The organism is Pectobacterium sp. PL64, from assembly GCF_022477975.1.
Lineage (GTDB): Bacteria > Pseudomonadota > Gammaproteobacteria > Enterobacterales > Enterobacteriaceae > Pectobacterium > Pectobacterium jejuense.
Genome location: NZ_CP092070.1, coordinates 3,540,953 through 3,567,544, shown reverse-complemented (window position 1 = coordinate 3,567,544; position 26,592 = coordinate 3,540,953). Strand labels below are relative to the sequence as shown.

Annotated in this window: 23 protein-coding genes and 4 CRISPR repeat arrays; of the genes, 9 read left to right on the top strand and 14 right to left on the bottom strand. The window is 51.3% G+C overall.

Going from position 1 to position 26,592, the window contains the following annotated elements; genetic code table 11:
- Nucleotides 1-12 precede the first annotated feature (12 nt).
- From HP572_RS16000 to HP572_RS15990, 3 genes are all read left to right on the top strand, one after another.
- Nucleotides 13-432 (top strand): secondary thiamine-phosphate synthase enzyme YjbQ, encoded by a 420-nt coding sequence (locus tag HP572_RS16000; protein ID WP_240583726.1) that lies wholly within the window; start codon nucleotides 13-15, stop codon nucleotides 430-432.
- A gap of 39 nt (nucleotides 433-471) precedes the next feature.
- A CRISPR array of direct repeats spans nucleotides 472-1,219; the repeat unit is 28 nt; unit sequence TTTCTAAGCTGCCTATGCGGCAGTGAAC.
- A gap of 301 nt (nucleotides 1,220-1,520) precedes the next feature.
- Complete coding sequence (gene vapB / locus HP572_RS15995; RefSeq protein WP_095700536.1) at nucleotides 1,521-1,748, top strand: type II toxin-antitoxin system VapB family antitoxin; 228 nt, start codon at nucleotides 1,521-1,523, stop codon at nucleotides 1,746-1,748.
- A gap of 11 nt (nucleotides 1,749-1,759) precedes the next feature.
- Entirely contained in the window at nucleotides 1,760-2,161 is a 402-nt protein-coding gene (locus HP572_RS15990; protein WP_240346463.1) for a type II toxin-antitoxin system VapC family toxin, read from the top strand.
- Between the two features lie 48 nt (nucleotides 2,162-2,209).
- A CRISPR array of direct repeats spans nucleotides 2,210-2,537; the repeat unit is 28 nt; unit sequence TTTCTAAGCTGCCTATACGGCAGTGAAC.
- A gap of 128 nt (nucleotides 2,538-2,665) precedes the next feature.
- Here the strand turns inward: HP572_RS15990 and cas6f are convergent.
- From cas6f to cas1f, 6 genes are read right to left on the bottom strand one after another with little or no spacing between them, the layout of a single operon-like run.
- The gene (gene cas6f / locus HP572_RS15985) at nucleotides 2,666-3,220 is read right to left on the bottom strand and encodes a type I-F CRISPR-associated endoribonuclease Cas6/Csy4 (protein ID WP_240583725.1); all 555 of its coding nucleotides are present in this window, start codon (nucleotides 3,218-3,220) and stop codon (nucleotides 2,666-2,668) included.
- A gap of 9 nt (nucleotides 3,221-3,229) precedes the next feature.
- On the bottom strand, nucleotides 3,230-4,240 hold the full coding sequence (gene csy3, locus HP572_RS15980; RefSeq protein ID WP_240583724.1) for a type I-F CRISPR-associated protein Csy3: 1,011 nt from the start codon (nucleotides 4,238-4,240) through the stop codon (nucleotides 3,230-3,232).
- Between the two features lie 13 nt (nucleotides 4,241-4,253).
- Complete coding sequence (csy2, locus tag HP572_RS15975) at nucleotides 4,254-5,186, bottom strand: type I-F CRISPR-associated protein Csy2 (protein ID WP_240583723.1); 933 nt, start codon at nucleotides 5,184-5,186, stop codon at nucleotides 4,254-4,256.
- Complete coding sequence (gene csy1, locus HP572_RS15970) at nucleotides 5,183-6,517, bottom strand: type I-F CRISPR-associated protein Csy1 (RefSeq protein WP_240583722.1); 1,335 nt, start codon at nucleotides 6,515-6,517, stop codon at nucleotides 5,183-5,185. The genes csy2 and csy1 overlap by 4 nt, the downstream gene beginning before the upstream one ends.
- Before the next feature lie 23 nt (nucleotides 6,518-6,540).
- On the bottom strand, nucleotides 6,541-9,843 hold the full coding sequence (cas3f, locus tag HP572_RS15965; protein WP_240583721.1) for a type I-F CRISPR-associated helicase Cas3f: 3,303 nt from the start codon (nucleotides 9,841-9,843) through the stop codon (nucleotides 6,541-6,543).
- Nucleotides 9,840-10,820, bottom strand: a complete 981-nt coding sequence (gene cas1f, locus HP572_RS15960; protein WP_240583720.1) for a type I-F CRISPR-associated endonuclease Cas1f — start codon at nucleotides 10,818-10,820, stop codon at nucleotides 9,840-9,842. Before cas1f ends, cas3f begins: the two co-directional genes overlap by 4 nt.
- Before the next feature lie 294 nt (nucleotides 10,821-11,114).
- Nucleotides 11,115-12,764: direct repeats of the CRISPR family, unit length 28 nt; unit sequence GTTCACTGCCGCATAGGCAGCTTAGAAA.
- A gap of 242 nt (nucleotides 12,765-13,006) precedes the next feature.
- Between cas1f and HP572_RS15955 the strand changes: the two genes are divergently transcribed.
- The 4 genes from HP572_RS15955 to HP572_RS15940 are packed head-to-tail and all read left to right on the top strand — an operon-like array spanning nucleotide 13,007 to nucleotide 15,158.
- Entirely contained in the window at nucleotides 13,007-13,864 is an 858-nt protein-coding gene (locus HP572_RS15955; protein WP_240583719.1) for a hypothetical protein, read from the top strand.
- Nucleotides 13,857-14,261, top strand: a complete 405-nt coding sequence (locus HP572_RS15950; RefSeq protein WP_072036284.1) for a DUF1240 domain-containing protein — start codon at nucleotides 13,857-13,859, stop codon at nucleotides 14,259-14,261. Before HP572_RS15955 ends, HP572_RS15950 begins: the two co-directional genes overlap by 8 nt.
- Before the next feature lie 47 nt (nucleotides 14,262-14,308).
- A complete protein-coding gene (locus tag HP572_RS15945) occupies nucleotides 14,309-14,713 on the top strand; it encodes a DUF1240 domain-containing protein (protein WP_240585770.1) in 405 nt (134 codons plus the stop codon).
- Between the two features lie 37 nt (nucleotides 14,714-14,750).
- The gene (locus HP572_RS15940) at nucleotides 14,751-15,158 is read left to right on the top strand and encodes a DUF1240 domain-containing protein (RefSeq protein WP_240583718.1); all 408 of its coding nucleotides are present in this window, start codon (nucleotides 14,751-14,753) and stop codon (nucleotides 15,156-15,158) included.
- A gap of 49 nt (nucleotides 15,159-15,207) precedes the next feature.
- Here HP572_RS15940 and HP572_RS15935 read toward each other — a convergent pair whose 3' ends face one another.
- The 8 genes from HP572_RS15935 to dnaB form a co-directional block, all read right to left on the bottom strand.
- Nucleotides 15,208-15,687 carry an Hcp family type VI secretion system effector gene (locus HP572_RS15935; protein WP_010295094.1) on the bottom strand — a complete coding sequence of 160 codons (480 nt, stop codon included), beginning with the start codon at nucleotides 15,685-15,687 and terminating at the stop codon, nucleotides 15,208-15,210.
- A 124-nt stretch (nucleotides 15,688-15,811) separates the two neighbouring features.
- Nucleotides 15,812-16,309, bottom strand: a complete 498-nt coding sequence (locus HP572_RS15930; protein WP_240583717.1) for a M48 family metallopeptidase — start codon at nucleotides 16,307-16,309, stop codon at nucleotides 15,812-15,814.
- An 83-nt stretch (nucleotides 16,310-16,392) separates the two neighbouring features.
- Nucleotides 16,393-17,586 carry an amino acid aminotransferase gene (locus HP572_RS15925; protein WP_039530885.1) on the bottom strand — a complete coding sequence of 398 codons (1,194 nt, stop codon included), beginning with the start codon at nucleotides 17,584-17,586 and terminating at the stop codon, nucleotides 16,393-16,395.
- A 65-nt stretch (nucleotides 17,587-17,651) separates the two neighbouring features.
- Complete coding sequence (locus HP572_RS15920; RefSeq protein ID WP_039483668.1) at nucleotides 17,652-18,266, bottom strand: YitT family protein; 615 nt, start codon at nucleotides 18,264-18,266, stop codon at nucleotides 17,652-17,654.
- A gap of 250 nt (nucleotides 18,267-18,516) precedes the next feature.
- Nucleotides 18,517-18,996: an Lrp/AsnC family transcriptional regulator gene (locus HP572_RS15915; protein ID WP_010295086.1), complete on the bottom strand. Its 480-nt coding sequence runs from the start codon at nucleotides 18,994-18,996 to the stop codon at nucleotides 18,517-18,519.
- 102 nt (nucleotides 18,997-19,098) lie between these two features.
- Nucleotides 19,099-20,089: direct repeats of the CRISPR family, unit length 28 nt; unit sequence TTTCTAAGCTGCCTATACGGCAGTGAAC.
- A 185-nt stretch (nucleotides 20,090-20,274) separates the two neighbouring features.
- Nucleotides 20,275-20,913, bottom strand: coding sequence for a hypothetical protein (locus tag HP572_RS15910; protein ID WP_240583716.1), 639 nt, complete (start codon nucleotides 20,911-20,913; stop codon nucleotides 20,275-20,277).
- Nucleotides 20,906-21,988, bottom strand: a complete 1,083-nt coding sequence (alr, locus tag HP572_RS15905; RefSeq protein WP_240583715.1) for an alanine racemase — start codon at nucleotides 21,986-21,988, stop codon at nucleotides 20,906-20,908. Before alr ends, HP572_RS15910 begins: the two co-directional genes overlap by 8 nt.
- A gap of 41 nt (nucleotides 21,989-22,029) precedes the next feature.
- Nucleotides 22,030-23,436, bottom strand: a complete 1,407-nt coding sequence (dnaB, locus tag HP572_RS15900; protein ID WP_010279223.1) for a replicative DNA helicase — start codon at nucleotides 23,434-23,436, stop codon at nucleotides 22,030-22,032.
- Between the two features lie 127 nt (nucleotides 23,437-23,563).
- Here dnaB and HP572_RS15895 point away from each other — a divergent pair, with 127 nt between their 5' ends.
- Both HP572_RS15895 and HP572_RS15890 read left to right on the top strand, forming a co-directional pair.
- A complete protein-coding gene (locus HP572_RS15895) occupies nucleotides 23,564-24,550 on the top strand; it encodes a quinone oxidoreductase (protein WP_240583714.1) in 987 nt (328 codons plus the stop codon).
- A gap of 380 nt (nucleotides 24,551-24,930) precedes the next feature.
- Nucleotides 24,931-26,319 (top strand): cytochrome P450, encoded by a 1,389-nt coding sequence (locus HP572_RS15890; RefSeq protein ID WP_240583713.1) that lies wholly within the window; start codon nucleotides 24,931-24,933, stop codon nucleotides 26,317-26,319.
- Nucleotides 26,320-26,592 lie beyond the last annotated feature (273 nt).

Here is a 26,592-nt window from a genome sequence, read left to right as displayed (position 1 = left end):
CCGGAGGCGGCGATGTGGATACAATATGAAATCCGCCTGAAGCCGAAAACCAGAGGTTTCCATCTGGTGACTGACGAAATACTGGCGCAGGTTGTCGCACTGCGCCAGATAAACGTCGGGCTGATGCAGGTGTTCATCAAACATACCTCGGCTGCGCTAACGATTAATGAGAATGCCGACCCCACTGTGCGGCAGGATTTCGAGAGTTTCTTTAATCGTTTAGTGCCGGAGAATGAACCGTACTACCGTCATACTTATGAAGGTAGCGACGATATGCCCGCGCACCTGAAAGGCAGCCTGCTGGGCAACAGCCTGATGATTCCCATCACCAACGGACGCCTGAACATCGGCACCTGGCAGGGCATCTACCTGTGCGAACATCGCAACCACGGCGGCAGTCGCTCGCTGGTTGTCACGCTCAACGGGGAATAGCCCCACGATATGCGTCGCGCTAGCGACGCATTCTGATAAGTATCTAGCTGCCTGCACGGCAGTGAACCTCTGACCGTATACGCTCTGCGCGCGTCACTTTTTCTAAGCTACCTGTGCGGCAGTGAATCGATGCGTTGTGGTGCTGGGCACTACGCAATGTTTCTAAGCTGCCTATGCGGCAGTGAACAGAAGTCTCGTGCTCAGTGTTGTGATGACGAATTTCTAAGCTGCCTATGCGGCAGTGAACCATCGCCGCCGTTCTTCATGCCGGATGCAACTTTTCTAAGCTGCCTATGCGGCAGTGAACATTAACGAATGCCAACGACGTTAGCGGTGGCATTTCTAAGCTGCCTATGCGGCAGTGAACTTATCGCCATTGGCTTCGGAGAATTGCACGTCTTTCTAAGCTGCCTATGCGGCAGTGAACAAATTCGGAGCCGGAGCCTATCCCGGCGGCGATTTCTAAGCTGCCTATGCGGCAGTGAACCAACACGGTCGCGGCAGTGATGCGGCGGTAATTTTCTAAGCTGCCTATGCGGCAGTGAACTGATCGCCTGCTCATCATCAATTTGCATTAATTTTCTAAGCTGCCTATGCGGCAGTGAACCTATGAGGGTCAGTGCTGTGAATATTTCGGTTTTTCTAAGCTGCCTATGCGGCAGTGAACTTAGCGCACCGTTCTATGTCATTTTCCATACTTTTCTAAGCTGCCTATGCGGCAGTGAACGTCAAATGAGTGATATATCGTGCCGCCTTTTATTTCTAAGCTGCCTATGCGGCAGTGAACCGTTCATATTTTACGGTAGTTGCCTAATTTTAAAAGGAAATAAACTATTTTTCCCGAAAAACCCTTTTTTATTAGGGCAGGTAATCAAAATTAAAAATCAATGAGTTACGGTGATGCGTAAAAAAAGGGTCATGAGCGTATGGCAAAGATTTTATTTATCGTCGATAGGCCTATGCTAGGTATCTGCATATGCTATGAATATACAATCGAGTGATTAATACCTATACTTAGCTTATGTTTTAGCCAGCAATGATAAATGGTAAGTGGCTGGCTGAATTTTATATGAAGGAGGAGGTGCATCATGCGTATTGTTTCGGTATTTAAAAACGGTAACAACCGTGCCATTCGCTTGCCGCGTGATATGGACTTTGAAGGGGTCAACGAACTGGAGATCGTGCGTGAGGGGGATACCATCATGCTGCGTCCGGTTAAACCCAATTGGCATTCATTTTTGCAAGAAGAGCGCGCTGACGCTGACTTTATGACAGAACGTCAGGATATAGTCGAAGAGGGGAGATTCGAGCTGTGAGTCGCTTGTTCATGCTGGATACCAATATCTGTTCCTTCATTATGCGTGAACACCCGACAGCGGTGATTGACAAGTTACAGCAGTGCACATTGCGGCGTGATCGGATCGTGGTCTCTGCCATCACTTACGCTGAAATGCGTTTCGGGGCGGTTGGAAAAAAAGCCTCGCCACGCCATATGCAACTAGTTGATGCTTTCTGTCGTCGGCTCGATGCGGTGTTACCTTGGGATAGCGCAGCAGTAGACGCTACTACGAAAATCAAAATTGCGTTAGCCGCCGCAGGCACGCCTATTGGCCCAAATGATACGGCCATCGCTGGTCATGCCATCAGCGCTAAGGCCATATTGGTTACCAATAATCTGAGAGAGTTTGAAAGAGTGCAGGGGCTGACGTTGGAAGATTGGGTTAAATAATCGGTCAGTCTGACCGGATGATGTCTGGCGAAGTGCAAGTCCTGATATTTGTTAAGCTGCCTGTACGGCAGTGAACTTATGCCGAAAATTAAAATCCTGTCGATACCTTTTCTAAGCTACCTATACGGCAGTGAACCTCTCCATGCCGTTATCTGAATTCAGCTCGTATTTCTAAGCTGCCTATACGGCAGTGAACTTCTTTATTCCTCCCGCGTCCACGGTCCAGCTTTTCTAAGCTGCCTATACGGCAGTGAACGCCCCAACTCGCGCATAGTTTCTTCAAATATATTTCTAAGCTACCTACACGGCAGTGAACTTCTGTTCTATCAGCGCATCCGCAGCACGCAGTTTCTAAGCTACCAACACGGCAGTGAACGTTAGATTTTTAATCTAACCACCAGATTGTTAAAGAGAATAGGGCTTTTTTGTCGAAAACCCCTTTTTTATTAGAGCGACCAACCGCAATTAAAAATCAATAGCTTGCAGCTGGTCGCCAGAAAAGGGTCAGAACCAGGGAACGGTGGCTTCTGCGCTTAAACCGTAGGAGGAGAAGCGGCCAGCGACGGGGGCGTCCTGTAGCGGGCCATGTTCCACAAACACGAAAAACATTTGCCCGTTGGACAAGCTCTTAATTTGCACAAACGGCAGTGCGCTGCGTTTTTCCACCGCGTCGGGAATCCGTGCTGCGGCTTCCGCTTCCGTCAACCAGCCTTTGCTGACTGAGCGTCGGCGCAACCGTTCAGCGCTGCTCTTTAGCTGAACGCGGCGTACGGTGCGAAATTTCACGCTGTCAGGTACGGCTGTACACGCGGAAACCTGCGTGTAATCCCGCAATCCTTTCAGCCAGGCCGTTTGCTCCAACGTAGAGAGCGCCTCTTTTGTACCGTGCAGTCGCAGACATTCCCCCAGCGTTTTACCCACGTTGGGAAAGCTGATCCCAATCTTGCCATCCGCCACCTGTCCGAGCGCCCGGTGCAGTTTGGCAAACAATGCGTTCAAGAGCTGCGAGGCAGTGAACTCGGGATCGGGCTGGACGCGAATATCAATGTAGTGATCCATACCGCCACCTTATTCGCCTTTTTCACCGAACACGCCGCCGCGAATCAGCGTGGCAATCACGTAATGCTGCTGCTCTGGTGCAGGAACATCGCCTTTAATCACCCAGTTATCCAGCAGCGTGTAAAAATCCATTTTATCTTTAGGCTGGCGGTAGGCTTTACCCCGGCTGGTGACGGAGCCGTAGGGTTCGACCGCTATCGGGCCAGCTTCGTCCGCAGCGGGATACCAGTCATCAACGGTGCGCAGCGCGTTACCGATTTTCTGCGAGTGAATCGCGGCGACGTCATTGACCTGATAGAGAATCTTGCTCTTGCCGTTACGCGCTTTTTCATCGAGCACCAGTTCCTGAGAAGGAAAGACTTCCTGCCCGTTACCGAGCTGCACATAGGCTTCCACGGTAAAAAGCACCGATGAGTCGCCAGCCAGCCCTTGCTCAATAGCCTGTGCCAGTGCGGCAAGGTCACCCGTTGGCTGACTGAACTCACGCAGCGAATAGTCTTCGCCGTTAAATTCCCAGCGCTGCTCACCTGTGGTCACGACCACACGAATAGCTTCCGCCCCGACGCGGTTGCGCCATAGAAAACGACCGTTCGCGATATTTTCCGCATAGCGTGCCGCCAGTGTGCCAAAACCCTGATCCTGAGCGTATCCGGTGATGATGTTACCCAACGCGGTTTGATAATCCTGATCGTTACACACCGAGGGCTGCGCGAGGTTACCCAGCACCCGCAGAGTAAACGCGACCTTCAGGGTATCGGCACCGAAGGGAAGGGCGGCAACGTCCACGGTTTGTAGGTTGGCTTTCTGAATTTCTGCATCCAGCTTGGCTGGGTCGCTGGTGAGGGCATTTTTCAGGCGGTTGGAGATCGTCCCGCGCACCGATTTCTCCTGAATGGCAATCGGCGTCCAGTTGTCCTGCTGCGCCCAGTTGCCTGCGTACATTACCGCGTCCGAATTCGCCAGCTTGCGTTCAAAAGCCAGTACCGATGCAGTTTTTAAGCTTGTTGGTGCTTTTGCCATGATGTCGTCCTTTTTAGTCATCGAATTCGTAGGAAGTGTCTTCTGCTGCTGAATGGGTGTCCGCTAATTGGCGGCAGTGATAATCGCCGTTCTGATAGTCGTACTCCCAGAGTATCTGGCGGATATCACTGATGCGATGCGCGCCTTGCCATTCCCCGATGCCGTAGGCGGCTTCGGCGAAACAGAATGGCGTGTGCGGATCGCGGGTTTTATCGACTTCACCGGGAGAGTAGAGCGGTGAAATAGCGCGGTAGCCGATCATTAGCGGGATCAGGAAGCCACCACCACCGGGTTTGGGCTGATATTGCCACTGAACGTTGCTCCCGTTGGGATCGCGCTCTGCCCGCATTTTTAACGCGGCGAAATCCAGCCAGGCATCGATCAGTTCCGCTTGTGGATTGGTCTGCTGTAGTGTCTGGAAATGGTCATGCAGCAGCGATGTGCGGTCTTTTAGTACAAAGCCCGGTAACAAACGGCGCATCACTTTACGGGTTTCCGCTTCGTCGCTGGGTAATGACTGGAGGGTGACGCGCTCGATATCGACAATCGTGCCGCCTGCCAGCCGTTGGCACTGTGCCTGCTGGGTGAGGAAATCACGCAATGCCGTGGTATCTGCCGGAATCTGCCCGTGGCAGCGGATTAACAGCGAGACGGTCATATGCATACGGCCTTCTTCATTGAAGGCGGCGGTTTTCGCTTCTTTGGTCAATGGATTACGGGTCAGGGCGAAACTCCGTTCCCAGCTAGAACCGTAGGCGTGTAGCTGATGTTGATGGCTCACCACGCCACAGCCTTCCAGCGTCAACCCGTGGCTGGCCTGTAACTTGCGCGACAGCGCATGGGTAAACCCGAGAAAGTGCGTAATAGCGGGGAAACCATAGGTCAGCCCGGCAATAGCGTTGGCGTTTTCGACCTTGATACGACGCAAGATAATCAACGTGCTCATGCCAGATCCTCTTTCAGGCTACTTTCCATTTCGCGCATCCGGCGCTTGAACAGTGCTGCGGTGGACCATTCTCTGCGTTCGACTTCGCCGAAGATCAATTCTTCATGCTTGAGTCGGCGGTTCAGCCAGCGACCAAAATCGTAGGCCACGGCCTTTTGCCAGTCTCCTGCTTCACGCTCGCGGCGGAAAACCGTATCCGTTTCTGCACGATAGGGATCGAGCCACAGCTGCTGGGCGCGTTTCAGTTCAGACTCTGCGCTCCAGCCGGAGGGCAAGTTTTGGACGCTGGAGACATAAAATAAGAGCTGATCGATCAACTGGTCGAGATAACGCAGGCGCTGTTGGCGAATGTCGCGATTGTTTTCCACCTCTTTCACGCTAAGCAGAAAGCGCTGCATCTGCGCTAAGGTCGCTCGGGTGTGATAGTCCACCTCGCCGCGTGGACGGAAAATAGAGTCATGCTGCTGTGGTGGTTTTTCAATGCTGTTCCACTGCGGCGGTGCGCAACTGAGCAAATAGGAACGGCCGCTGCGGCTGCTATTGAGTGAGGAAATATTTTGCGGCTTGGTGCCCCCCATATTCTGTACTGCCAAATTGGGATAGCTGATATCAAGCTGGTCGTGCCACAGATTATCTTTGCGTGCTTTGCGGATATCCTTAGCTTCATCGCCAAAGCGCACGGCATTAATCCGCTGGTGGAGCGCCTGCGCCAACGACGAAGAGTAGAGCGGGCTGAGCAGATGGTATTCACTGTTTTCTGTTGGGAAATAGATCTGTTTGGCTAGCTTATGCGAGCTGGGCTGGCGATCGGTAAAGACCTGCTGAAACCCTGCCAGCCATTGCGTGAGCTGTTCCGGGTTTTCTGCCAGCGCTTCTAATGCACGGTGGTCACCACGCTGTAAGGCCGCGACCAGTGAATCCCCGTCTTGCTCGGTCTGTAGCAGCCTGGCGACATCGAGTGCGGCGGCATTTCCCACTGCATCGATAGCGGGCTGTGCCAGTGTTGCGGTGGAAAGCGTTTTAGCATCTGCTGCCGTTTCAGCGCTAAAGATGCTGCTGCCTTTGGCATCGCTGTGGGTAAATTTCAGCGCGTGGGTGACCAGACTGATTTGTCCAGCGCGGCTAGCGGCATCGGTTAACCAAGCGCGAACCTCGTGTTTTTGCTCGATCTCTCGCCGCTTCTCGGCCAGCTCCAATTCCTCTGCGGCTAACGCTTCACCGCTAAGCATCGCACGTTTCTTCTCCGCCTCTTTATCGAGCGCATCCAGTTTGGCCTGCTTTCGGGTGCTGATGTAGGACACAATGAACTGTGTCAGTCTGTTTTCTTCCATTCCTCCTCCTGTTGCTATTTTTGTCATTGTGCAAACACCCCTAACAGCGGGTGCCAGAGCCAGTCTTTTTCCTCGTCTTCCCGCAGGCGGATTTCGCCGAAGCGGGCACTAACCCGTTTGAGTTCCCACTGTTTCTCGTCCGCCAGCCGCTGGTATAAGGCGTGGTAGTCTGGATCGATCCACGCACAAACGCCTTCTGCCATGTGCAGTGACGTGGGGCGGATAACATCGCTTTGCTTCCATTCACTGGGGCCGTCGTCCGGTATCATGAAAACGGCCTCTTCATCGTCGTCGGCGATCCACAAGTAGTACGGTTCATCTCTGTCGGATTTTCGAAAGGGTGTGCGCCGTTGTAATTCACCGTTCCAGTGCGGATGTGCACGCCACCAGAATGCGGCGGGCGGGCGTTTCAGGTCATCGAGCTTTTGATTTTTTAGGAAAAGTAGCGTTTTTCCTAAAACAGCATGTTCTAACGCCACCAGTGAAAACGGTTTGGTGAGGGACGCCGGTTGCACAATGCGTGGGGCGGCGTTGAGATGACGGTAGTCCTCCTCCTGCAATAGCTGACGAAGATCGTGCGTATCCAGCCTGTCATCCTTCGACTCAAAGCCGGGTTTACAGTACGCGACGTTTTCCTCTTTCAGCGCGCGAATATTGTGGCTAAGTAGGGTGATATTGGGGGTTTTAGGTACATGCTGTTCATCCTGTCTATGGCGTAATATTCGTCCGGCGAGTTGGATGAATGAACGCATTGAACTGGGCTCGACAATTGCCCAGTCGTAATCATGATCTCTACCGACCTCGGCGACTGAGGTCGCTAACACCACAAAGATATGATGCTGCTGCGGCGCGTTTTCTATCGCCTGACGAATCTCCTCCACCTGCCACAGCGCATCGGCGTCGTTACGCATCAGCGCGGCATCAAGCCGTTGCTCAATATAGGAACGCATCGCCAGCGGATGTTGGCTGTGGTAAATGCAGTAATGAATGCAGGTGTCCGGCGGCGAGGGGATGGCAAGCAACTGGCGGGCGACGGCAACCAGCGGGTTGATGTTTGCCATTCTGACCAGCCCCAGCGAGACGGTTTTTCCGCTCTTATGCTGTTGGTGATGCTGTGAATGTAAATCGCGCAGCAGTGGGTGGATTGCCTGTGCGACGGCCAGATGAACATCATCTTTATTTTTGCTGGGGCTGCTGACGGGCACAATGGAAGCTAGCCGGAGCGGAAGTTCCTCTTTGGCAAGATTCTTCAGCCGCTGCTGAACGAACGCATCGTGCTGGGTCATGAAGCCTTTCACATCGCCGTACTGCTCATGCTGACAATCAAATTCATCAAACCAGCCGCAGCACACGTTCAAGAGCGTATTCGGTGTACCGTAAGCCTGTTGCCAGGCGGCACGGCCATCAAGATAGGCACCAAACAACGCGCGAATTAACGCTGGTGGCAACGTGGCCGAGGAAAGTAGAACACGCGATCCCAGCATTCCTGCCCAGTTCACCAGTCGGCAGAGCGCGGGAAGATCTTCCAGCCCAAAATCATCCGGTTCATCCAGCACCAGATCGGAGGTCAATAGCCGTAGCATCGGGGCAATCTGGTGGCCGCCGCGCAGACTTTCTGTGGCGGGCATCAGGTGATCGATGGTGGTGATCAGCACCGGTGCACTCAGTAATTGATGCAGGGTGGGGCTACGTTCCAACCACGTCTTTAACCTGCCATCATCCAGCGAACCGTCGTAACGGACATATTGATGCTCAGAGAACAGCGGATCGGCGGATTCACTGCCCGTCTGCGGCGTATTTTGTTGGTGCGTCTCATTTTCCAACCGCATTTCATGGAGATCTTGCACGGCCTGTGAACCAATCAGCACCGCTAAGTCGTCTTCATCCAGCTTTAAGCGCTGCCGTAGTGCATCACCGGTTTGTAGCGTTAGCGTGCGTAATCCCAGTGCGACCGAGAAGCGACAGCCGATAGACTCGTCCGACAAGCCATACATAATTCGTGCGTTGGCAAAGGTTTTTCCCCGGCCTGTCGAGGCCATGTTGACGCCGAAAAAGCCATGCTGCTTGCTGGATTCCCGAATGGAGCAGGCAAGATCGAATGCGCGATCCTGCCAGCGAAAGCACGGGTGCGTGCTGCGCTGACGGAATCCTTTGTGGCGAGTAATCGCGGGTAGCGTTTCGCGCAGGTGTGGCAGGCTGCGTCCCAGCAGCAGCGCATTTTGCCCGACGCCGACGCAGTGTTCGTCCAGCTTCTGTTTACATTCAGGCTTACCGCCACGACCTTTGGTATTTGCCCAAACCGGATAAGCGGGATCCTGCCAGCCCGCGGTTGGATCGCCTGCTGAATAATGATGGTCAGCCAGCATGAGTGCGAGACGAGCCAGATGCACGGTCAGCCGTTGATCTAACTGAGCGAAATGCATGAATGAGGGGAGCTTTAGCGCACGACCCGCAAACTTGTGTGCTTTCTCACGCCAGACGCTGCTGCGTAGCGGCGTGCCATGCGGAAACTGCCAGTTTCGCTCAAGATCGGACGGCGTAACATCGGTCTTGCAATGATTGAGTGCATTCCATTGTGCCGAGAGATGGCCGGTTAACCATGTCTCTGCATAGTTGAGCTGCGGTTCACTGCTGTTGGGGGCAAGCTCTGTCGATTTGTTAAACACCGGCAGCCGATGGTGCGAAACAATCAGCCAGGCGATAACCTGCGCCAGCGGCGGCAGGGTCAGAAACGGCGTGTCGTTCACTGCTGGCGTATCTTGCTTTAGGCTGGCGAGCAAAGCGAATTCGGCTTCCGAAGTGATGCTACTGAGCGCGGTTAACCAGCCTTTGTCGTCTTGCTCCCCCACGAAGGCCTGAAACAGCCGCAGCGACACCCACTCATGGCGATATGGCTGACCACGTTTTGCCTGGCTCTGTAGTCCCGCCTGAAATAGCGCATTGGCCTTGCCGACATCGTGAAATAACCCGGAAATAGCCGCCAGCAGGCTAAACACCTCGGCGCTGTGCCACGGATTTTCATCTTTCGAGCGCAGAATATCGCGGCTGGTGGTGTTGGTCGGTACGCTCCCCTGCGTATTAAAACGCCGTAAATTACCGACGATCCACAGCAGCTCGGTATGATTCGCACTGCGAACCCAATGACAGGCGACGGCCGTATTACGACGCGCCGTTTTGCGCAGCAGCTTGCGTAGCGTGTTCAGCCCTTCCAGCGTGATAGCGGTTTGCCACGTGCGCTCGCCCTTGCGTTCGGCAAACTGGTCCAGTATCCGGCGGGTTTCGACCAGCGCGCGCTTATTGCATTCTGAAATCAGCAGAATGTTCATCGACCCACCTGGCTCAGCTTGCTGGCGACATCCTGCAAGCTGCCGATCATCACATCCAGCGCCTCGGATTGTTGGAATGCAGTCAGGCAGCGCTGACGAAATTCTTGCTCATCCTCGCCTTCCATCGCGGCAATAAACGCCTGCGGCAGTACGAGTGCGTCCTTAATTAAATCGGCAACGTCGAATACTAGCCCGCCGCGGCGAGTTTTACCGTGTAACACGGCTAACCCGTGCGGCAGACCCAGAACCCATGTCGCGACGGCAGCCAGCCCGTAAGCCAGATAGTTGCCGTGATCGAGAAAGCGGTTGGCCAGATCGGTGCCGCCGCCGCGTTTAGCGCGAGTAAAGTCGCCATAGCTCACGGCATTAGCGGCCAGTTTGTATAGGGCTTTGGTCATCATCGCTTCCTGCACCAGCACGTCATTGCTGGTGCGGCAGTCGGTTAGCCCTTTTTCATAGCGATCAAGAAGCGCCTGAAGATGGTCGGCCTTAAAGGTAAAGCGGGATTCGCGGGACAGGCGAGAACCCAGCCAGTGCTGACGAATTTGCGTTATCCGCACCTGTTGGAAAGCGATGGCGGCGGCCAGCCTTTTCTCATCATCGAACCAAAAGCTGACCCAATCCTGCAAATACTCGGTTGGTCGATATTCGCTCTGTGGTGATAGCCAGGATACCGCCACTTCCGTCTCGTTTGCCGCAAACAGTGGAGTACCGCCGCCGCCACAAAAGCCAACCATTACACCGGCTCTGGCAAATTCCCGCATCGCTGCCTGCGTGACGGAGGTGCCGGTTCCCAGCATGACAACGCTGGTATTGGCGATGGGGATATTCCAGTACAGAGACTGGTTTCCTTCTTCCGTGACATATTCGACACGGCCACCGTTAACGAGAATGCGGCAATGCTGGAGGTAATAAACATTGGCGCGTTTGGAATGCAGAATAGTTTTTAAGTCCGAAGGGCTAAAGGCGTTATCCATAATGTATTTTCTGCCGCAATCGATAATAGCTGGGATGCCAGCGAATGAATCGCAGGCTAACTATTTGATAAGAAAAAATATAATCTTCAGAAAACTAACGAAAATCAGACTATCACAAATATTCTGGGAAAATGGTGGCTGCAAAAAATATTACCCAGACGCAGACCCTTTTTATTTGGCCTATTTCACAGGATTAAAAATCAATGAGTTACCGCTGAGTTGAAAAAAAGGGTTTTTGCGGCGAAAACGGCAATTGCTGCTAATAAAACAAATCGTTAGAGTGATCGGGCTACGGTTCACTGCCGCATAGGCAGCTTAGAAAACATATTCACGTCTGGTTTCCTGCCGTTCTCTAGTTCACTGCCGCATAGGCAGCTTAGAAAAGTACCACTCGGTCTCGCCAGTTTCATCATTAGTTCACTGCCGCATAGGCAGCTTAGAAATGATCGGCACCTGGCCTGATTAACCAGCCGTCGTTCACTGCCGCATAGGCAGCTTAGAAAACGGTTAGCCCACTCAGACGCGGCACACTCAGGTTCACTGCCGCATAGGCAGCTTAGAAAACGATGGCAGGCGCAGGCTGTCCAGTTGCTGAGTTCACTGCCGCATAGGCAGCTTAGAAAGTCGAACTTCGCGGAGCTTTCTCACGGTCACAGTTCACTGCCGCATAGGCAGCTTAGAAATTTTTTATGGAGTCAGCATGTCGAAACAAATAGTTCACTGCCGCATAGGCAGCTTAGAAACTGATGGAAAGGCCTATTTTGATGAGTTTTGCGGTTCACTGCCGCATAGGCAGCTTAGAAATGGGTAAAGGTATCGGTAGTTTGCTGCTGCGGGTTCACTGCCGCATAGGCAGCTTAGAAAGAAAAGCGGAATCGTCACCGCCTGCCGCGCCAGTTCACTGCCGCATAGGCAGCTTAGAAAATTGTCGTTAATCCATGCCTCAGCAATAGTTTGTTCACTGCCGCATAGGCAGCTTAGAAAAAGCTACAAAACCCAGCGATACAACGCAGGATGTTCACTGCCGCATAGGCAGCTTAGAAATCTATTTTCAGCGCCGCCGTGCGAAAGCCTACGTTCACTGCCGCATAGGCAGCTTAGAAAGGAAATGATCGCCGATACCATTGGAAGGTATCGGTTCACTGCCGCATAGGCAGCTTAGAAAAGGTGAATCACACCCCTGAGGATTACGCAAAGGTTCACTGCCGCATAGGCAGCTTAGAAATGGCAGATGCGCAGGCCGATGATATCCGGTTGGTTCACTGCCGCATAGGCAGCTTAGAAAATCAGCCGATCGACATGATTACGCTCAGTGATGTTCACTGCCGCATAGGCAGCTTAGAAAATCCAACGCCAGCACAATAATCTGATTCATCGGTTCACTGCCGTATAGGCAGCTTAGAAATCGCAGGCTCGACGCTCACTGCGTCCGCTGGAGTTCACTGCCGATAGGCAGCTTAGAAAGCTACGACAAGAAATATAACTCTGCTCACTCAGTTCACTGCCGGATAGGCAGCTTAGAAAAGAACGGCGCAGACATACAAGACAAATCACTGGTTCACTGCCGCATAGGCAGCTTAGAAATGCTAAATCAGGCATTAACGCCAAAACCAAAGGTTCACTGCCGCATAGGCAGCTTAGAAAGTCAGAGCTTGCAACCTGTTCACCAAAGACAAGTTCACTGCCGTATAGGCAGCTTAGAAAAGGCACGCGTCTACCGTCATGGTTAAGTCGCCGTTCACTGCCGTATAGGCAGCTTAGAAATCGACAAACTCAAAACGACAACAAACACGTTTGTTCACTGCCGCACAGGCAGTTTAGAAAGAATGACGATCTTGGTGGCAGTGTGACGTTCGGTTCACTGCCGGATAGGCAGCTTAGAAAGGCTCGCTCTAACATTTGTGTGAATAGTGTCGGTTCACTGCCGTACAGGCAGTTTATCCGCGACATTAAGCGCTATTGTCTGGCTATTATCGAGGTAGCGCTGCGCTAGCGCCCAACCCTTAAATAACGCATATTGATGGCCTTCTTTCGTAACGTTTTTAAGTAACGAGTTTCTTTTTTAGGGAATGAAAAATTGTGGGTTGGGCATTATTAATATTTAAAAATCATCATTTTTCCGTTAAAGTGCCCTTACAGGGAAAATAGTGCATTGACTTAAGTAAAATTCAAGGGAGTGAGTGACTGTGAGATACGATCCCGTTTTAAAAACGCTTGTGGATGATGACTATCGGTTAGAGGATCATCTTGATTTTAAAAAGCAGCATGCAGATATTAACTATCAGAAATTACATGCTCAACTAAATGAAATAAATAACGATAACATTCATGCCATATTGACTGCGCAGGAAGCGACGTATTTTTTAAAGACGTTATGCACACCAAACCCTAATGATTCGTGGAAAACGGCGATATTTGGCTGTGCCGATCCTACTTCATCGTTTGCTGGAAATATTGCAGAAGCTGTGTCTGTGAGCAGAATCGTGATGGAGATAAAAGGATTCGGCGTAACGGCAACGGAATATGTCGGGAAAAATGGTAGCAAGTACATAAAATTATCTGGGTATCCGGGGGTAAGAAAGTATTTAGATGCCACCCGATATTTAGTCAGTAACCAAAAAATACTCGATATGGGGATTGGTACAAAAGGCATTGAAAGCGGTATTGCGGCAGGTGCAAGATTCTGCATTATTTTTTCAGGTGCTTATCGGGCCATTGAGTTGATGGTGAAAGATGAATATGCGCTAACCGATTTCTTTGTTAATTTAACGATGGATGCGGCAAAATTAGCAGTATCTATTGGTGTTGCTTGGGGGGCAAAAGCTGCCGCTACTGGACTCATGGTTACTGGTGGTAGTGTTCTTGTTATTGCTATTGGTGTGTTCTTTTTAGGTGTTTTAGTGAGTGCGATATTATACTGGTTAGATAATGAATATAAAATTAGTGAGACAATAATAAAAAATTTAAAATCACATAAAAGACAATATACCCCATACCATCCCGATCAATTCTTTCATGCTTGGGGGAGAGTCAGTCGTGGTTAAGATAAACAGGCCATTAGTTGGCGCATTTGCAACCTTGGTTTTCCTCATGTCCTGCTGGGGATGTTGGTTTTCTTTAAGTGGGTATTTAGCTTTCTTTAAATCAAGTGATATAGTCACTTTCTCTTGGAAAGTTGGTGTTCTAGTATTTGCAGCGCCGCTATTATTCTACTTTTCATATTTGGCATTTTATTCTGCAATAAAAAATGAAATGGCGAGAATGAATAATAGATTAGCTAGTGTACTAGCTGTTATAGCTATATTAGGTGCGGTAGTTGGTTTGTTTTCATCGATATATATATCATATAACCTTAGTGATCAAGACTATAAAACATGCCCTAAGAACTCTTGGATGGATCCCAATAAGTATGTGAAAGACATTTCTCTTTGTAAAGACTAAAAATGGTACGAGAGTATGCTTTTTTCATGCATGGGGGAGAGCAAGTCGTGGTTAAGATAAATAGACCATTTTTTTTCATATATTCAGTTTTTATTTTTATTATTTCATGCTGGGGAGCATGGTTCTCTTTAAGCGGGTATATTGATTTCTTTAATCTAAATGATGTTATTTCATTTTCATGGAAGCTCGGGGTGATAGTTTTTCTAGTTCCAATAGTGTTTCAGTTTTCTTATTTTGGTTTTTTTTCTGCTATAAAAAATAGACCAATTAAAATGAATAATAAGATTTCAAATGCATTGGTTATATTTGCTATTTTTGGTATTGTAGTGAGTTTATTTTCATCTATGTATATCTCTTATAGTCTTAATGAGCAGGGTTATAAAATTTGTCCCAAGAACTCATGGATAGCTCCCAATAAATATGTAAGGAATATTGCTCTTTGTAAGGAATAAATATAGTTATAATTATTTTATGATTTAGGGGGTATTTGTGGTTAAGGTAAACAGGCCATTGGTTGGCGCGTTTGCAGTTTTTCTCTTTCTGTTGACATGTTTTACTGGTTGGTTTTCTTTTAATTCATACTTGAATCTCTTTCAGTTAAATGATGTGATTGTTTTTTCATGGAAAGTTGGATTAATGGTATTTGGCTCACCCTTGTTGTTTTATTTCTCATATTTGGCATTTTATTCAGTCATAAAAAATAAAGTGCCTAGAATGAATAATAAATTAGCTAACGTATTAGTTATTATATTTATATCGGGTGCGGTTGTTAGTTTTGTCTCATCAGTTTATATTACATATTCCTTTAATGTTCAAGGCTATAAAATCTGTCCTAGAAACTCCTGGATGGATCCCAGTAAGTATGTAAAAAATCTCGTTCTCTGTGATCAATGGTGAATAACAAGCACACCTGATAAGATGCGCTTGTTATCAAAGGTCATAGATCTTAGAGACTCATTTCCTCCCAAATGCTATAACCCGACGTGCCTGCGATCTTATGGTTCCATGCTATGGTTTTATATTTTAGCTGGACTTTTTCATACGGCATGATGTCGTTGTTATCGATGACGTGCGGATAGACACAGGTGACATCGACAATGCTTGCATCCGTTAAGGTGACTTCATAGTAAAGCTCTAACTGCCCAGCGGAATTGACGCGGTAAAAATAAAATGTCACATCTACCTTTTCATTATAAGAGATTGCCATCCCTAATAATGGGGACGACTTATCGATTGGTTTAATAAAATGAATCGGATGATGAGCGACATTCTGATCGCGGCTGATGCTATGGTTTAAACCTAATACCTGTATTTGATCTTCATGACCTGTTTGGTAGCGATTACCAATTGAATCGAGCGTTGAACAACCAGATGATATTAAACCCTGTTTTTGACCATTAATGCTGGCGTAAATCAAATTAGCCATATCAAATCCTTATGAGAATATTTATCAATAGACTGCGTGATAATATATCGATTATCCGCGCGGAAATAATACGGCTAAGGCAAAGCTAAAGTAAAGTGAGTCATAATAAAAGGTGACGTTAGACCTAACTCGCATTTATTTCCCGCCAGTTCAGCCAGATTCGCATATCAAATTCCAGCTGGTGATAATCAGGATCCATATGGCAGCAGAGTTGATAGAAAGCTTTGTTGTGGTCTTTTTCTTTGAGGTGGGCGAGTTCGTGTATCACGATCATCCGTAGGAAATCTTCCGGCCCGTCACGGAATAGCGTCGCTATTCTGATTTCGTTGTTGGACTTTAATTTTCCACCCTGCACGCGTGCCACAAAGGTATTAGTGCCCAGCGTCCCTTTTATTGGGTTCTGTTTATTGTCGTAAAGCACCTTTGATATTGCCGGGGCGTTTTTCAGATAGCGCTGTTTCAGCTCGGCGACAAACTGATAGAGCGACTTGTCACTCTGGATTGGATGGCGGTCCGGGTATCTTTTTTCCAGCCAGGGGCCGAGTTTGCCTTGATCGAGGAGCGTTTGTACTTGTGCAACAATCGTTGGGGGATAGCCGTTCAGGTAGCGTAGTTGGGTCATGGGATTTTTATCACAAAAGCCACTGAGTTAAGCGAGTTCACAACGGTGAGTCGATTAAGCCAGTGGCGTTGTCGTTTTACAATTTACTGAATCGCGGCGAAAGCCGCAGCGACGCGCTGGACGTTGCTGTGGTTTAGCCCCGCCATACACATACGGCCGCTGGCGATCAGGTAGACGCCGAATTCTTCACGCAGACGATCCACCTGTTCCGGGCTGAATCCTGTGTAGCTGAACATGCCGCGCTGGGTGAGTAGGTAATCGAAGTTGCGGTTAGGCAGCGCGTTTTTCAGTGCCGACACTAGTTCCTGACGCATGCTCAGAATGCGGGTGCGCATCTCTTCGACTTCCGCTTTCCAGTCGGCGTTCAACTGCGCGTCGTTCAGGACTTTAGAAACCACCTGTGCGCCGAAATTCGGTGGGGAAGAGTAGTTGCGGCGAACGGTCGCTTTTAACTGACCCAGCACGCGCTGGGCGCTGTCGGCATCGTCACACACCACGGAAAGACCACCAACGCGCTCGCTATACAGTGAGAAAATCTTGGAGAACGAGTTGGCGATGAGTGCTGGAACGCCCGCGCTGGCAACGGCGCGAATCGCATAGGCATCCTGCTCAATCCCGAGGCCAAAGCCCTGATAGGCGATGTCCATAAACGGAATCAGTTCTCGCTGGATGATGACCTCAATGACGCGATCCCACTGTTCTGTAGTGAGGTCAGAACCGGTCGGGTTGTGGCAGCACGGGTGCAGCAGCACGATACTGCGCGCTGGCAGCGTTTGCAGGGTGGCGAGCATGGCGTCAAATTTCACGCCCAGGCTTTCGCCATCGAAATACGGATAGGTGTGAACGTTAAAGCCCGCGCCCTCAAAGATCGCAATATGGTTTTCCCATGTTGGATCGCTGACCCACACTTCTGAGTTCGGGAAGTAGCGTTTCAGGAAATCTGCACCGACTTTCAGCGCACCGGAACCGCCCAGCGTCTGGATGGTGGCGATGCGACCCGCTTCCAGCGCCGCGTGGTTTTCACCAAACAGCAGGTGTTGGATCGCGGTACGGTAAGGCTGTAACCCTTCCATCGGCAGATAAGAGCTCGCGCTCTGCGCTGGCTGTTTCAGGCTGCTTTCAGCCGCGCTGACGGATCGCAGCTGCGGGATAATATTCTGCTCGTTGTAGTAGAGCCCGATACTCAAATTGATCTTATCCGCTCTTGGATCCTGTTTGAATTTTTCCATCAGAGACAGGATAGGATCTCCGGCATAGGTATCAACGTTTTGAAACACAGTGTAGCTCTCCTGAGTGTGTCATTTTTATGGGTACCGCAACCCCGACGATGGTGGGGGGACAATCAGGCCGCGTAACGGCCGGGGCGATGGTTCATCGCGATAATCAGGTTCAGAATGGTTGCCCCCAGAATCGAAGCAATCAACATTGGTATGCTTACCACGAACAGGGAAGTCAGCACAATCACAACGTCAACGCCCATCTGGAGTTTTCCCGCTCGCAGGCCGTATTTGTCCTGAAGATACAGCGCCAGAATATTCATACCGCCGAGGCTGGCTTTATGGCGGAACAGCACCACGAAGCCGATGCCGGTGATGATATTGCCAAATAGCGTGGCGTAGAACGGGTTGAGCTGATCGAAATGAACGAACATCGGGTGCAGGTCGGAAAACAGAGAAACCAGCCCGACGGCGCAGAACGTTTTCACCGTGAATTCCCACCCCATGCGGCGCACGGCCAGATAATAGAAGGGCAGGTTCAGCAGGAAAAAGGCAACGCCAAAGGAGACGTTGGTTAGATAGTGGGTAAGGAAAGCGATGCCAGCGGTTCCGCCGGTGAGAGCACCGGCCTGACGCAGCAGAATGACGCCAAACGACACCATCAGCGTGCCGATCAGTATCGCCAGAATATCTTCCAGCAGCGTGTGTGATATTTTTTGTGTGGGAATAACGTTATCCATGGTGAGCACTCAACAGACTGTCGTAAAAACATGTGCTTACCAAAGCAAGAATCGCACCAGATAGTGCTGCTTAGCGTCTGGTGTCTGCATAATCTCGCCTGCGATAAAAATAACGTGTTGAATTATATGAATGAAAATAATGCGTGATTCATGCGTTTTTTATTATTTATTTGTCTTTTCCGTGCATCTTCTTGGGGTTTATTGCGTGAAGTATTCATTTTTTGCACCAAATGGATGCAATCGCCCCAATTTAGGGCAACGCAGGCAGTTCTGGCATCATCAAACCGTTCTCTTTGAGGCGGTTCAATACCACGGAGGTTTTCAGGTGCGCGACGCTCTTGTTCTGCGACAGAATCTGGCTAATCAGTGTGCTGAGTCCGGGCAGATCGGCCACGGCGACTTTTAACAGATAATCGGCATCACCCGTGGTTTTATAGGCGTCGATGATGGCGTCCACTTCCCCCAGCATCTGGTGAAAGCGCTCAACGTATTCGCTGGTGTGGTTGATCAACCGCACTTCAATTAATCCCAGACATTCCAGCCCGACCGCGTTCGGCGACAGGCGGGCATGATAGCCAAGAATCAGCTGTGCCTGTTCTAGCGCGATGCGACGGCGGGAACACTGCGAGGCGGAAAGCCCAACCAGATCGCTCAGCTCCTGATTGGTCAGGCGGCCGTTCGTCTGTAGCAGCGTCAGGATTTTCAGATCGAAGTCATCAATGTGGTACATCGCGTTTCCTAAACAGTATCAGGCAATCGGCCAAACAGACTACCAGCTTTTTAGGCCGCGTTGCCTATGAGTTTTTTATTACTGATTTTTGCTGCGTTTATTTTTATTAACTGCCTGTTCGGCAGTGAACTGAGATCCGGCCGGGCTATGCGTTCAACATCATTTGCTAAGCTGCCTACACAGCAGTGAACCCGCAGAAGGCCGACCTGAATCAGGGCGCGTGTTTCTAAGCTGCCTATACGGCAGTGAACCAATCGAACATTAAGCGAACTCATTAAATTATTTTCTAAGCTGCCTATACGGCAGTGAACATCATCCCATTCGTTGTGCCGCTACAGCAGCATTTCTAAGCTGCCTATACGGCAGTGAACTCTTGATCCTGAAACTGCATAGAGGGGGTAACTTTCTAAGCTGCCTATACGGCAGTGAACGAAGGTCAACTCGTTACGCGTGGCAATCGATGATTTCTAAGCTGCCTATACGGCAGTGAACCCTGACCTGGCAGGCCGACGCCGATCGCTTCCTTTCTAAGCTGCCTATACGGCAGTGAACAATTATTCAATTTTAATTGCGGCGCTCATTGCTTTCTAAGCTGCCTATACGGCAGTGAACTTAGGCATCACACGCCGGATGGTGTCGAAGATTTTCTAAGCTGCCTATACGGCAGTGAACGCTTTGTTCAGGACGGTAACCGGCATCGTGTTTTTCTAAGCTGCCTATACGGCAGTGAACCCAGTGCATACCCTTCAGGCACTGAGCTATCCTTTCTAAGCTGCCTATACGGCAGTGAACGTCTTGAACGTAAGCTGGCGAAAAAGGCTGAATTTCTAAGCTGCCTATACGGCAGTGAACATTGACCCAACGCGTAACAACCTGACGCCATGTTTCTAAGCTGCCTATACGGCAGTGAACACTCTCCGGTATCGGATAGTTCAGTGCCAGAATTTCTAAGCTGCCTATACGGCAGTGAACGAAGTGGAACGGGTGATGGTCATGAATCATCAGTTTCTAAGCTGCCTATACGGCAGTGAACTAGATTGATGCAGGGGGCATGCCCCCTGTCCTTTTCTAAGCTGCCTATACGGCAGTGAACCGTAAAAATTTTATGCTAATCATCAGATTATTAAAGAGAATGCTCTGTTTTTTCAGAAAAACCCTTTTTTATAGTCTCGGTTGTGGGTGGTTAAAAATCAGTAAGTTACCACTAGCCGTTAAAAAAGGGTTGAGAAGAAGCATGCTACAGATTTTATTCTTTGTTGCGGTCTGTCCCAATCCGTATCACTCCACAATAATCCGTTCGTCATTGTCTCCCAGACAGACACTTAACTGCTGCCCGTCAGGGCTGAAGGCGCAGTAGGGGAGAGGTTCACGCAGGTAAAGATGTAGCGGAAGCGCCAGATAAAGCGCGATCAGAAGCAGTGCGGCGACGGCTTTAGCATAGGTTGGGCGTGGAGCGACTGGGTTGCGACGCGCGTGTCGATATTTCACGATGCCGATGGCGGCCATGCATGCGCCCACCAGCATGGAAACATACAGTTCGCCGGGCATGGGAGAAAGTATCAGCTCTTCGTTTTCATAATCCTGCCAATATTGAATGCGCCACAAGGCGCTGATGCCGATTTGCACCAGCCCCGCGAGTATCCAGGCAACACGCCATCCTGAAAGCCGAAAGAGCGCCAGAAAGCAGAAACCCGATGCCGCGCAAGACCAGTAGATGAGATCGAACATCGCGCTAAACATGCCGCCAAACAGCGTGCCGCCGACATCCGTCGGTTTCAGGGTATAGAAATTAATGAGGGCAAACAGCGTCAGGATAGCGGAGACGGCAAGCCAGCTTGCCGCATAGTAGATAACCTGTTTTAAAATCGGCAAGCCATGAGCCTGCCGATAAAAACCAGCCGGTCCGTTTTTACTCACCGTCGACGTATTCCAACGTGGTGCGCTGGGTTAAGCGCGTGATCAGTTCGTAGGCGCTGGCACCCACATGCGCGGCAATGCGTTCAACCGGTAGCGTTGGGCCCCAAAGAATGACCTCATCACCGACCTTGTCCTGCGCATCCGGCCCTAAATCCACCGTAATCATATCCATCGATACGCGGCCGGAAAGTGGCACTTCACGACCGTTGATGAGCACGGGGGTTCCGGCTGGCGCGCAGCGCGGGTAGCCATCGCCGTAGCCGACGGCCACGACGCCCAGACGAGTATTGCGCGGGCTGGTCCAGGTGCCGCCATAACCGACTGCTTCGCCCGCGTTGTGTTCGCGAACGGCAATCAGTTGAGACGTAAAGGTCATTGCAGGCTGGAAGCCGAAATGCGCGGCGTCTTCGTTATCCAGCGGCGACACACCATAGAGAATGATGCCGGGACGAACGCGATCGCGGTGCGACTGCGGCCACAGCAGAATGCCACCGGAAGCCGCGATGGACTGTGCGCCGGGTTTACCCTGCGTAAAGGCATCGAAGCAGGCTAGCTGGCGTTCGGTGGTTCCGGCTTCGGGTTCATCGGCGCGGCAAAAGTGGCTCATGATATTGACTGGCTGAACCACATTGCGGCATTCGGTCAGGCGCTGCCAAAACGCATCGGCGTGTTCCGGCAGAACGCCAAGGCGGTGCATGCCGCTATCGAGCTTCATCCACACGGGGATCGGCTGTGACAGCGTGGCCTGTTCCAGCGCGGCAAGTTGTTCTGGGCTGTGAACAGCGGTTTCTAGCTGGTGCTCCACCAGAAGCGGGAGCTCGTCGGCGGAGAAAAAGCCTTCCAGCAGGACGATAGGCTTGGTGATGCCCGCAGCGCGCAGTGCCAGCGCTTCGGAGAGCCGCGCGACGCCGTAACAGTCAGCGTCGGAAAAGGTATGGGCAGCGTCGATCATGCCGTGGCCGTAGGCGTTGGCTTTCACGATGGCAACAACCTGGCTGCCAGGCGCGAGCTGGCGGATACGTTGCAGGTTATGGCGCAAAGCACGCCGGTTAATGACGGCAGTTGCCGTTTTCATTCTTGTTCCTTAGTGCAGTGTTGTCATTGCTGAGCGCTGCGTTATTCATCGTCATATTGTGGGCCGGCATAGTTATCAAAGCGCGACCACTGCCCGTTAAAGGTTAAACGAACGGAACCAATCGGGCCGTTACGCTGTTTCCCCAGAATGATTTCAGCGATGCCTTTCAGGTCGCTGTTTTCGTGATAAACCTCATCACGATAGATAAACATAATCAGGTCGGCATCCTGCTCGATGGAGCCGGATTCACGCAGATCCGAGTTAACCGGGCGCTTATCGGCACGCTGTTCCAGACTACGGTTAAGCTGCGACAGGGCGACGACGGGAACCTGCAATTCTTTTGCCAGCGCTTTGAGCGAGCGGGAAATCTCCGCAATTTCCAAAGTACGGTTGTCGGACAGCGACGGCACGCGCATCAATTGCAGGTAGTCGATCATGATCAGGCTCAGGCCATCGTGTTCACGGAATACGCGGCGGGCGCGGGATCGCACTTCGGTCGGCGTCAGGCCGGAGGAATCATCGATGTACATATTGCGCTTTTCCAGCAGGATCCCCATGGTGCTGGAAATACGCGCCCAGTCTTCATCGTCCAACTGACCGGTACGAATGCGGGTCTGATCCACGCGGGACAGCGACGCCAGCATACGCATCATGATCTGTTCGCCGGGCATCTCCAGACTGAAGATCAATACTGGTTTATCCTGCATCATCGCCGCGTTTTCACACAGGTTCATCGCGAAGGTGGTTTTACCCATTGATGGACGCGCCGCGACGATGATCAGGTCCGATTTCTGCAAACCCGCGGTCTTTTTATCCAGATCCTGATAGCCGGTAGACACGCCGGTTACGCCGTCGTGCGGGCGCTGATACAACTGCTCGATACGGGAAACGGTGTCTTCCAGAATGCGGTCGATGCTTTTCGGGCCTTCATCTTTGCTGGCGCGGTTTTCGGCGATCTGAAAGACGCGGGATTCCGCCAGATCGAGCAGATCTTCACTGCTGCGGCCCTGCGGATCGTAGCCCGCATCGGCGATCTCATTGGCGACGGAGATCATTTCACGCACCACGGCGCGTTCGCGCACGATGTCAGCATAGGCACCGATGTTCGCGGCACTCGGGGTGTTTTTTGCCAGTTCGGCAAGATAGGCGAAGCCACCGGCGGATTCCAGTGAGCCTTGCAGCTCAAGTGATTCGGACAGCGTAATCAGGTCAATCGGTTTGCTCATTTCGAGCAGGCGCTGCATCTCAGTGAAGATCAGGCGGTGGGCGCGGTTATAGAAGTCGTTCGCGACAACACGCTCGGCGACATTATCCCAGCGCTCATTGTCGAGCATCAGGCCACCCAATACCGATTGCTCCGCTTCCAGCGAATGTGGCGGAAGTTTCAGACCTTCCATCTGGCGGTCACGGGGTTCATTCGATTTATTGGTGGGTCTTTTCTCTGCCATGAAACGGGTTCTTTACCGGTTGATTTGCCATTGGATTAGGGGGCATTGTATATGCCACTCGTCCGAAATAACACAATCCATATCCATAATAGCGACACGATGAACCTGTCAAGGTTGAGGAGATAACATGACAAAACGCGTTCAGTTCCGAGCTTATGGTGGCCCAGAGGTTCTGCAATATGTGGATTTCACGCCTGCCGACCCCGCTGCGGGAGAGGTTCAGGTTGAGAACCGCGCCATCGGCATTAATTTTATCGATACCTATATTCGCAGCGGCCTGTATCCGGTGCCTGACTTGCCTTCCGGGCTGGGAACCGAAGCGGCGGGCGTCGTGACGAAAGTCGGAGCAGGGGTTAGCGTGCTGAAAGTCGGCGATCGCGTGGTGTATGCGCAGTCCGGACTGGGCGCGTATAGCGACGTGCATAACGTGGTGGCGGAGAAGGTGGCGCTGCTGCCTGATGCCATCAGCTTTGAGCAGGCGGCGGCTTCTTTCCTGAAAGGGCTGACGGTTTACTATCTGCTGCGCCAGACGTATGAAATCAAGCCAAATGAAGTCTTTCTGTTCCATGCCGCGGCGGGGGGCGTTGGGCTGATCGCCTGCCAGTGGGCGAAGGCGCTGGGCGCGAAGCTGATCGGGACGGTGGGCTCTGATGAAAAAGCGGAGCGGGCAAAACAGGCGGGTGCCTGGGCAACCATTAATTACCGCACCGAGAATATTGCACAGCGCGTCGCAGAACTGACCGACGGGCAGAAAGTGAATGTTGTGTATGACTCGGTCGGGAAAGATACCTGGGAAGCCTCGCTCGATAGCCTGCGTCGTCGCGGATTGATGGTCAGTTTTGGCAATGCGTCCGGGCCGGTCACCGGCGTCAATCTGGGGATCTTGAACCAGAAAGGCTCGCTGTATGTCACGCGTCCGTCGCTGTTTGGCTACGTGACGAATCGCGCCGAGCTGGAACAGGCCAGCAATGAGCTCTTTTCACTGCTCGCCAGTGGGGCGATTACGGTCGATGTGCCGCAGAACCAGAAATTCGCGCTGGCGGATGCGCAAGCGGCTCATCGGGCGCTGGAGAGTCGCAGTACGCAGGGCTCCTGCCTGCTGATTCCGGGCTAATCGCTCAATGAGGTTATCGCGTTCTGGCGATAACCTCGCTTCTCCCTCCACCCTTTTTTCATCCAGGGTAAAGGGCTGCCTACGGTATTACTTCTTAACAAAAAAACCAAAACCTCCTGTTTGTTTTTTAAACACCCCTCTGTAGGATTTGACGAAAAAGAGATTAAGACGGTCATTCAGATCTTGTGCCTTGCTCGTTGTCTGCGCCGTACATCAATCCCAATAAGCAGAGTCGAATGCGTATGTTGCGTTTGGCTGTGAGCATAGGTTCCACGGCATTTTTTCAACATGGTTCTCTCTTTACCTCTTCGCTATCTCGATTGTTGTTTTCACAGGCGATTTCTCGCCTGATTTTGAACACACTAAAGGAGGATGTGAGTATGAGATCCATTAAACACCTGCCAATGCCCCCAGCCCGAAGCATTCTCGGGCATGTTGATTACCTAAAACGAAGTGATGTTCATCTACAGATGTTGCGGTGGAAAGAGCAGTATGGCCGCTTTTATCGCTTAAGGCTGGGGCTCACGTCCGCGATAGTGATTGCCGACGCGGAATGTATTCGTACCATCATGAAATCCCGCCCCGATGAATTTCGGCGAATCAACAGCATTGAATCTGTGTTTCAGGAAGCCGGGTTGAACGGTATTTTCTCATCGGAAGGGAAGCGCTGGGAGCATCAGCGCAGGCTGACGGAGCCGATGTTTCAGCCCGCCCATCTGAAATATTTCTATCCCAGCCTCAGGAAGGTGACCGCCCGGCTATCTGATCGTTTCGCGATGCTGGCTGAAACGGGGGAAACCGTTGTCCTCGTGGAAGAATTCAAGCGCTATACGGTTGATATCACGTCATTACTGGCTTTTGGTGAAGACGTGAATACGCTCGAACAGGGGGAGAACCCGCTGTCGCAAAGTTTACGCCATCTATTCCCCATGATTAATGCCCGCAGCGGGTCCTTGTTTCCTTTATGGCGGTACATCAGGAGGGAGCAAGATAAGCAGTTCGATGCAAGCCTGAGCCTGATTCGTGAATACGTTGATGGATTTATTTATCGCCAGCGGAAACGCATCCGGTTAAATCCACAGTTAATGGAAGCGCCTGAAAATATGCTACAGGTGATGCTCGCCGAGCAGAAAAAAGATGGGACGCTGACAGACGACGACATTGTAGCGAATGCGATTACGCTCCTTATCGCAGGGGAGGACACGACGGCGAATACGCTTGCCTGGATGAGTTTTCTCCTGTGCTCGTCGCCTTCGGTAGAAGAGTGCGTTTTTCAGGAGTGCAAAGAGGCGGCTGATGGGGCCGGGGCTATCCTTCCGTGGCCGCTGCCGCGTATGTCGTGGCTCACCGCTGTGATGTATGAATCGATGCGACTCAAGCCCGTTGCACCGCTGCTGTATCTTGAGCCAACGAAGAACACCGTTATTGATGATTTCCAGATCAAAAAAGGCACGCCTCTGTTGCTGATGTTGAATGCGAGCGGGTTTGACGACGCGCTGTTTCAGCAGCCTTATGATTTCGTGCCTGAACGGTGGCTTGAACGCGGAAAGGCCTCTTTTTCCGATCTCCAGCCTTTCGGTGGAGGGGCGCGTATGTGCCCCGGACGGTCGCTGGCATTAATGGAAATTAAGCTGGGGTTTCACGCGCTGTGTAGCGGGTTCCGTGTCGAGGCGCAGCAGCCCGCATCGGACGTCACCGAGACCTTTGCTTTTACGATGTCGCCATCAGGCTTTCGTGTGAAGCTACACAAGCGTGAGTCGTTGCAATAACAAGGGTGGACGTGGTGTGTGAGTGAACGTGCTGAGGTCAGGGAAGGCGGTTGCTGAGCGGCAGAGCCTGACAATAATACCGACTCGTTAAGAGTCGGTATTATTGCCTGAAAGGCCTTGGCCGTTACGCTAATTTCATCAGACTGTATGTAGGGTACAGCGTGGTGAACGTCACGAAAGTGCCGCTGTGCGGCTATTATTTCCCTGACGACGATGAAATCGTGTGGCTTTTTGCCACCATGGTTTATTTACCATGTGTAGTTTGCTCACCCT

Coding starts and splice junctions, on each gene's coding strand:
- csy3 (WP_240583724.1), bottom strand. CDS start 4,240: ATGGCAAAAGCACCAACAAGCTTAAAAACTGCATCGGTACTGGCTTTT.
- HP572_RS15930 (WP_240583717.1), bottom strand. CDS start 16,309: ATGACCCAACTACGCTACCTGAACGGCTATCCCCCAACGATTGTTGCA.
- cas3f (WP_240583721.1), bottom strand. CDS start 9,843: ATGAACATTCTGCTGATTTCAGAATGCAATAAGCGCGCGCTGGTCGAA.
- cas6f (WP_240583725.1), bottom strand. CDS start 3,220: ATGGATCACTACATTGATATTCGCGTCCAGCCCGATCCCGAGTTCACT.
- dnaB (WP_010279223.1), bottom strand. CDS start 23,436: ATGGCAGAGAAAAGACCCACCAATAAATCGAATGAACCCCGTGACCGC.
- HP572_RS15895 (WP_240583714.1), top strand. CDS start 23,564: ATGACAAAACGCGTTCAGTTCCGAGCTTATGGTGGCCCAGAGGTTCTG.
- HP572_RS15935 (WP_010295094.1), bottom strand. CDS start 15,687: ATGGCTAATTTGATTTACGCCAGCATTAATGGTCAAAAACAGGGTTTA.
- cas1f (WP_240583720.1), bottom strand. CDS start 10,820: ATGGATAACGCCTTTAGCCCTTCGGACTTAAAAACTATTCTGCATTCC.
- vapB (WP_095700536.1), top strand. CDS start 1,521: ATGCGTATTGTTTCGGTATTTAAAAACGGTAACAACCGTGCCATTCGC.
- HP572_RS16000 (WP_240583726.1), top strand. CDS start 13: ATGTGGATACAATATGAAATCCGCCTGAAGCCGAAAACCAGAGGTTTC.
- HP572_RS15915 (WP_010295086.1), bottom strand. CDS start 18,996: ATGTACCACATTGATGACTTCGATCTGAAAATCCTGACGCTGCTACAG.
- HP572_RS15920 (WP_039483668.1), bottom strand. CDS start 18,266: ATGGATAACGTTATTCCCACACAAAAAATATCACACACGCTGCTGGAA.
- HP572_RS15990 (WP_240346463.1), top strand. CDS start 1,760: ATGCTGGATACCAATATCTGTTCCTTCATTATGCGTGAACACCCGACA.
- alr (WP_240583715.1), bottom strand. CDS start 21,988: ATGAAAACGGCAACTGCCGTCATTAACCGGCGTGCTTTGCGCCATAAC.
- HP572_RS15890 (WP_240583713.1), top strand. CDS start 24,931: ATGAGATCCATTAAACACCTGCCAATGCCCCCAGCCCGAAGCATTCTC.
- csy2 (WP_240583723.1), bottom strand. CDS start 5,186: ATGAGCACGTTGATTATCTTGCGTCGTATCAAGGTCGAAAACGCCAAC.
- csy1 (WP_240583722.1), bottom strand. CDS start 6,517: ATGGAAGAAAACAGACTGACACAGTTCATTGTGTCCTACATCAGCACC.